The 6,466-nt window shown below is 51.1% G+C and carries 10 protein-coding genes and 1 pseudogene; 2 read left to right on the forward strand and 9 right to left on the reverse strand.

Going from position 1 to position 6,466, the window contains the following annotated elements; all coding sequences use genetic code 11:
- The 8 genes and pseudogenes from H7F11_RS13945 to H7F11_RS13980 all read right to left on the reverse strand — a co-directional run.
- On the reverse strand, positions 1-480 hold the full coding sequence (locus H7F11_RS13945; RefSeq protein ID WP_193650313.1) for an SRPBCC domain-containing protein: 480 nt from the start codon (positions 478-480) through the stop codon (positions 1-3).
- A 305-nt stretch (positions 481-785) separates the two neighbouring features.
- Positions 786-1,103, reverse strand: coding sequence for a hypothetical protein (locus H7F11_RS16820; protein WP_227485519.1), 318 nt, complete (start codon positions 1,101-1,103; stop codon positions 786-788).
- A 347-nt stretch (positions 1,104-1,450) separates the two neighbouring features.
- The gene (locus tag H7F11_RS13955) at positions 1,451-2,194 is read right to left on the reverse strand and encodes an SDR family NAD(P)-dependent oxidoreductase (protein WP_193650936.1); all 744 of its coding nucleotides are present in this window, start codon (positions 2,192-2,194) and stop codon (positions 1,451-1,453) included.
- Positions 2,191-2,586, reverse strand: a complete 396-nt coding sequence (locus H7F11_RS13960; protein ID WP_193650935.1) for a VOC family protein — start codon at positions 2,584-2,586, stop codon at positions 2,191-2,193. Before H7F11_RS13960 ends, H7F11_RS13955 begins: the two co-directional genes overlap by 4 nt.
- Before the next feature lie 126 nt (positions 2,587-2,712).
- Complete coding sequence (locus H7F11_RS13965; protein ID WP_193650934.1) at positions 2,713-3,141, reverse strand: type II toxin-antitoxin system VapC family toxin; 429 nt, start codon at positions 3,139-3,141, stop codon at positions 2,713-2,715.
- Entirely contained in the window at positions 3,138-3,392 is a 255-nt protein-coding gene (locus H7F11_RS13970; protein WP_029316265.1) for a type II toxin-antitoxin system Phd/YefM family antitoxin, read from the reverse strand. Before H7F11_RS13970 ends, H7F11_RS13965 begins: the two co-directional genes overlap by 4 nt.
- 174 nt (positions 3,393-3,566) lie before the next feature.
- The gene (locus H7F11_RS13975) at positions 3,567-3,899 is read right to left on the reverse strand and encodes a helix-turn-helix domain-containing protein (RefSeq protein WP_193650933.1); all 333 of its coding nucleotides are present in this window, start codon (positions 3,897-3,899) and stop codon (positions 3,567-3,569) included.
- Positions 3,896-4,105 (reverse strand): annotated as a pseudogene (locus H7F11_RS13980) (type II toxin-antitoxin system RelE/ParE family toxin); the annotation flags it as partial. The pseudogene H7F11_RS13980 and the gene H7F11_RS13975, both read right to left, overlap by 4 nt.
- A gap of 141 nt (positions 4,106-4,246) precedes the next feature.
- Between H7F11_RS13980 and H7F11_RS13985 the strand changes: the two are divergent.
- Positions 4,247-5,272: a tyrosine-type recombinase/integrase gene (locus tag H7F11_RS13985; protein WP_193650932.1), complete on the forward strand. Its 1,026-nt coding sequence runs from the start codon at positions 4,247-4,249 to the stop codon at positions 5,270-5,272.
- 571 nt (positions 5,273-5,843) lie between these two features.
- Here H7F11_RS13985 and H7F11_RS17315 read toward each other — a convergent pair.
- Positions 5,844-6,107 (reverse strand): GIY-YIG nuclease family protein, encoded by a 264-nt coding sequence (locus tag H7F11_RS17315; protein ID WP_193650990.1) that lies wholly within the window; start codon positions 6,105-6,107, stop codon positions 5,844-5,846.
- 101 nt (positions 6,108-6,208) lie between these two features.
- Here H7F11_RS17315 and H7F11_RS13995 point away from each other — a divergent pair.
- Positions 6,209-6,466 (forward strand): transposase (locus tag H7F11_RS13995; protein WP_193658205.1); only part of this gene is annotated, 258 nt, incomplete at its 3' end.

Raw genomic sequence — 6,466 nt, forward strand, 5'->3', positions numbered from 1 at the left:
TCAGTATTGCTCCTTGGAGATGTCATCATACGCGGGGCCAATATGGTCATTCGCCTCCGCGCGATTCTTCAATGCCTGATTCATGGCCTGAAAACCTGCTTTTGTCGCTGCTTCCATACTGGATAGGAACACGCCCACCAAAATACCTGAGAATTGCTCTCCCTGAGTAAACCGCGTGTGTCCATTGCTGATCGTAGTGAGTTGAAAGTAGTGCTCGCCGTCAAAGAGGCCCGGGATTCCCAAATGGCCGAGCCAGCGTAGTTCTTGTTGATTGGCTGCTTTCATTACCTTCGGCCGGAAGGTCATGGCCCGGCGTCCCTCGGGCTGAATGGTCACACGCAACTTTTCTCCCGGCTTTGCTGCTCCGGAAATCGCGTGAATGAAGGGATTCCATTGTGGATAGGCGGGGAAATCCGTAAGGATGGACCACACACGCTCTGGTGATGCCGCAATATCAATCTGTGTCACGATTTGATGCATGGTCATCCTTTGTCGTAGTAAGAAAGTACATTAACCTTCGCTACGATGCGCCATAGAATACTAAATTACATTTAATTTCTGAGTACGATAATTACTGGGAAACGCTCTGCAACTGATTCCCCATCGGGGCGTATACACATATTCCTTCCGCTTTCAGATGAGGCGCAGGATCCGGTAGGTTGCAGGAAATCGCCACCCAACGTTCCATTGGTGTTCGATCTAATCCTGATGCCCATAGATGTAGCACTTGAAAACCAAGCGCTCTTAATGCGTCACCACTTTCATTGCTAATCAATAATCGCTGATCACTTATGACATCTGGGAACCGTTCGCCCCCCCCCATAAATATTCCTGTGCCAGTTTGTAATCATGGGTTGCCATTTTGCAAAATTGCCGCCGCCATTTTGGCGATAATCAGCACTTTCAATAACCTTTTCATTGGCAATAGTATGAATAGCGAGATAAGTGGGCACCGAATTTATACCATCGGACAATTTAAATCGCTGTGAGGTGCGAAATCCTCTAACAGAAATTAACGCAGGCAATTTTTCATTGCTGTAGAAAGTGTTCCATTCATCTTCTGCGGATGGGTCAGTGAAGCTGCATTCAACTGTGTAAATCATGTGTACATCCTTCAGATTCCGTCAGCACCATAAACGGTCTTGTTCCGTCATTGTTCCACAAATCGCTTCAGATCTTGAGATGGCGGTTATACTCTGCCTGAGCGCGTGAGTTTGCCTCCATCAAAGGCGCAACGCCACCAAACCATAGCAGGCAACCCCAAACTGCTGACCTTGAGATCAGCCCCCCTCATTCCAAGGCTGGGAAATACTAAGACCAACATAGTCTGGCTGGCAAGGGATTCCATTTAGCATAGACGGGAAATCCATGAGAATGAACCACACACGCTCTGGTAAAGCTGCAATCCCTATTTATGTTTCGATCCAATGCAGGGCTTGTTTCCCATGCCTTATAGCAAATTCATGCCGCCATCGACCATCATCACTTCACCCGTTAGATAAGTCGATTCGGTCAGCATCAACGCCACATCGGCAATATCTTTCGGACTCGCGCTGCGGCGCATAGGCGCTTCACGTATCCACCGCGCACGAATATCGCCCCAATTCTCGGTCAGCGGCGTATCCACCAATCCTGGAGCAATAGCGTTCACCCGAATATCGGGTCCCAGGGTTTTAGCCAGTAAACGGGTAACATGATTCAGTGCGGCTTTGCTGGCAGCGTAAGGAATAGAAGCACCCTTGGGCCGCACTCCGGCATGCGAGCTGATGTTTAACACGGATGCCGGTTGTTCATCTGTCGATGCGGCGCGCAGGTAAGGCTCGCCAAGGGCAATAAGCTGCCAGGGTGCGACCACATGGAGCTCATAGAGGCGATGCCAGATGTCCGGGGTTGCGGCCCATAAATCATCATGCGCAATCACGCTGGACGCACCCGCATTATTGACCAACACATCCAGCCGACCATAGTGCGCAATCACTTGATGGATCAGTTCACGGCGTGCGGCCTCGTCCAGAAGATCCGCCTGAAAATAATGGGCCCCCGCCAGTGTCGTTGCTGCTTGAAGGCCTGCGGCTGAGGAAACACGGGAATGCAGGGCCACCCGATATCCGGCCTGAGTCAAACGCTGTGCAATGGCGAGGCCAATGCCGGAGCTCGCGCCGGTGACTAATGCAACACGCGTCCGATCAGTCACGATGTAATCGCCGCATCATAGATGGACACTTCCAGCAAATTGCCATCGGGATCCCGAAAATAGACCGAAGTAAGCGGACCTGCGGCCCCAGTGCGGGGCACGGGACCCGCTTCAAGGGCAACACCACAGTTCTGGAGATGGGCGAGCAACTCGTGAATGTCTCCCTGAGCGATGAAGCACAAGTCTGCTGATCCGGGAACAGGATGAGCCGCATGCGGAGCAATGGGACATTCTGCCGGATGCAGATTAATTTTCTGCTGCCCAAAAACCAGGGCGTTGCGCCCCTCGCCAAAAGTGACGGCCTGCATACCTAACACCTGCGAATAAAAGGCGATGGTTGCAGACATATCCTGCACGGTCAGCACCAGATGATCCAGTCGATCGATTTGCATGGGGGAGTCTCGGGCAACAAAGATGGACACCTAATTTTGCAGCTGGAAACGTTGCAATATAGCGCTGGAATCACCAATACTGCATTAGTAGGCGTTTTTGCAGATGGAACGCCCATGGCCTGACCATCACTGCGACCGCTCCCACGGATTGATGAGGGGCACACCCGTAGACTTAAAATCCGCGACGTTGCGCGTGACCACCGTCATGCCATGCACCAGGGCGGTTGCCGCGATGAGTGCATCGCGCTCTCCACGCTTGTCGGGTACATGCAGCCTGGCGCAGCGTTGTGCCACAGCGGTATCGACTGACAACGTGCGCCTGGAGAACTCAGGCAATACGTGCTGCTCCAGCCATGTGCGCAACAAGGCCCCCTGCGTAGCGTCCTTTCGCTCAATCGACAGCACGCCAAGCTCAAGTTCCATGATGGTGATGGCCGACACAAAGAGGTCGGTGGCATCCACACTTTCCGCCCATGCCGTCACGTTCATATCGGCCTTACCAAGCCGCACCTTGCGCAGTTCAGACACCACGTTGGTATCGAGAATCAACCTCATGAAAAATCAGCCGGACGCCTTTCAATAGCCACACGCGGCGGCTCAAACTCAATGTCAGCAATACCCGGCATAGCCAGCGCATCAGCAATGTTACGGCGCTGCTGCGTGAGCCGCTGATAATCCTCAAAGCTCATCAGCACATGGGCCGGTCGGCCTCGATCCGTGATAAACACCGGCCCGTTGTTGGCGGCCCGTTTGGCCTCGCTCGCCCTTTGGTTGAACTCGCGACTGGTTAAGGTGGTAATGGTCATGATGACACCCTCGCACGCTGGATGAATGTAGAAACGTTACTACGCCGATCCAGCGGGTGCAAGCGTTTCAGAAGTTGTAACCAGTAAGCAATTAATCCACGTTCGGCAAGCTGGTTCGGATTTCGTGGGGATTTTTGCCTCAAAGGAGTATCACTTGTTGGGCATTACTGAGCGTTACTGAACAGACAACTGGACGTGTTTGCCTGCTCTCGCCAGCATATCCACCAATGCGTCAATGGTGAATTTAATGGCCTTCTTGTTGACTACGTCAGAAACACGCGGACGGGTCACTCCCAGGATTTCCGCCGCTTCAGCTTGCTTGAGCTGCTTCGCTTCAATCCATTCTGCCAGCTCTGTCATCAGTGAATCCTTGATGGCCAGCTTTTCAGAGATGATGCGTTGTGATTCGGTCTTCAGGGCTGCCGCTTCTTCTGGTGCAAATCCCAAGTCCGCGAACACCTTGCCGCCGACAGGGGTGATGTGCATGGATTTGGTTTCGATGCTCATTGCTTACTCCTTTCCTGGATAACAGACTTGTAACGCGCAGCCGTGCTGTCCTTGTCGTGTTTGCTGGTTGAACTCGTCTTCTTCTTGAAGCAGTGCAACACGTAAACCGCCTCCGGAAACTTGGCGACGTACATCACGCGGAACCAACCATCGTCGAGATTGATGCGAATTTCTTTGGTTCCCGCGCCCACCACGTCAAAGGGCTTCCAGTCATCGGGTTCAAGTCCTGCCTACACCTGACTAAGCTGGTGTCCAGCCTCCTTGCACGCATTAGGGGTGAAGATTCGTCGTCCTTGATGTCTCGCAGCGTAGATCCTCGCCAGTCAATCGGTTTTTCGCTCATACACTTGAACGCCCATTTTGCCAAACAGATTCACGATCAGCACACCGAGAAACTGGTCAGGCGCGTCATCACCCAAAATGAGGGTGGCACAATTGGAGAATTCATCCACATCTTTGACACCCAGATACTGCAGGAACGGCGCTCCAAAAAAGGCAAGTCCCTGGCAGAAAAAACCCTTCGTGAATATCGCATCATGTTGCGCACGATCGGCCAGGAATTTGGTAAGGACGACTGGGAACAAGTTACCCTGAAAAGGGTGGCCGTCTTTCTGGACCAGCTTCCAGCCAGATCATCCAATGCACATCGATCCTTAATGATCCAGGTATGGAGACATGCCATCGCCAAAGGCATTATCCCACCCCAAAACATTCCAGAAATGACCATCCCCAAAGATCACGTGGTGGAACGGCAACCATTGTCATTAGAGTGGTTTCGGTCGATTCGTGAAGCAGCAGAACCCTGGTTTCAAAATGCGATGGATCTTGCCCTGCAAACATTGCAACGGCGCGAGGATCTGGTTCTGTATCGCTTTGACGCCATACAGACCATCAATGGTGTCCAGCACCTTCCTGTCTGCCAGAAGAAAACAGAAAACACCTCAGAATTCGGAAGACTGCTGCTTCCTGTTGGTGACGAATTGCGCAGGGTTATCGATCAATGCCGTGATGAAATCCTGAGCCCATTCCTGATTCACCGAAAACCTCATAAAAGAAGGCGGGAATATCTCGACAAAAAAGAACACTGGACGGCAGTACAGCCGGAAATGCTGACTCGGGAATTTACCCGGCTACGCGACCAAACCGGAGTCTGTAATGAGCTCACACAGGAACAGCGTCCAAGCTTTCACGAGATTCGCGCATTGGGAGCTGAACTGTACCGTCAGGCTGGATGGGCGGACGACCCGATCCAGAAACTGCTGGGCCACTCAACCGAAAAGATGACAAAACACTACCTGGATAAACACCAGGAACCTTCGGGTTATCCCTACTGGTTTCCCCATTATAAACCCAAAGTTTACCCACAGATATAACTTATGGCCCATAAAAATTATATCATTATGATTCATATAGTAAAATTGGTCGGGGCGAGAGGATTTGAACCTCCGACCACCTGAACCCCATATTTGTGGGCAATACCCATTCATCAGTATGTTTTTTAATGGTTTTTATCATCTTATGATAAGAGCAAAAACAGCAAAACGCAGCATTTTGAATCAATAGGTTACAGACTGGTTTACCAAAGCGTTTCTAAGCTCTAATCTCGTGTTAATTGGCGATTCATCTTATCCAATCAACCAGCGAGAAAATCACAATAACGATCCTCTGCTGAACTGCGGCTAAAAGCAAGATTGACTCAATACTGTCAATACGAGCTTTGAATTCGATGTATGGTGCCATGAGTAGTGAAAAGTCGTTATGGGCGGCAAATCCGCCGTCATCGGGACCTCTCTCATCCCCATCAAAAAGAACTTTTCAGACCATCACTTCCCGCGTGGGATCGCTGTCGCAATCCCACGCTTCTCCAGAACCGTGTACTCCCAGAACAACCGTGGGACGTTCCCGCCGTTTCGGCCTCAAATAACTCGGGACATGGCACCTAATTTATTGCGGGACGTAACACTTGGTGTGAATGTCTTTGTGTATTGAAATAATCTGTTCAACATACGGCAAACACTTCTCAGTGAAGAACTCCCTGGACCGATTAATACGATAGGGATCAAGCAACTTGTGAATGGACTGCTCAAGCTCGTAGTAGTTTTTTGTTTCGAATTCTTTGATTACTCGAAACCGGAACGGAACTCCTGTTGTGTAAAGCTGGTTGATTCGGCTATCGACAGTTCCGGTGGTGATTCCAATCTTTACGATCTCTTCACCGCTCTTTGTATAAAGCCCCCGGTGTCAGGGTAGTTGTCGCCTCTCTGAAATGGAGTCAGGTGTAGGGTGGGGGCGGAAAGTGGATTATCGAGATGAAGAGTTATTCAGCAGAACGTAAGGCCGCTGTATTGCAGAAGATGTTACCGCCCACCAGTTTATCTGTGCCAGAACTGGCCAAACAGGAAGGGATTTCTGATGTGACGCTGTACCATTGGCGTAAGCAGGCGATAGCGAGTGGGACGATGAGTGCAGTGACCAAGAAGACCGCAGAGTGTTGGTCTGCCGAGTCCAAGTTGGCAGCGGTGGTGGAAACGGCACTGCTGTCCGAGGTGGAGTTGAGCGCATATTGC

The organism is Acidithiobacillus sp. HP-2, from assembly GCF_015100155.1.
In the GTDB taxonomy this organism is placed as follows: Bacteria; Pseudomonadota; Gammaproteobacteria; order Acidithiobacillales; family Acidithiobacillaceae; genus Acidithiobacillus.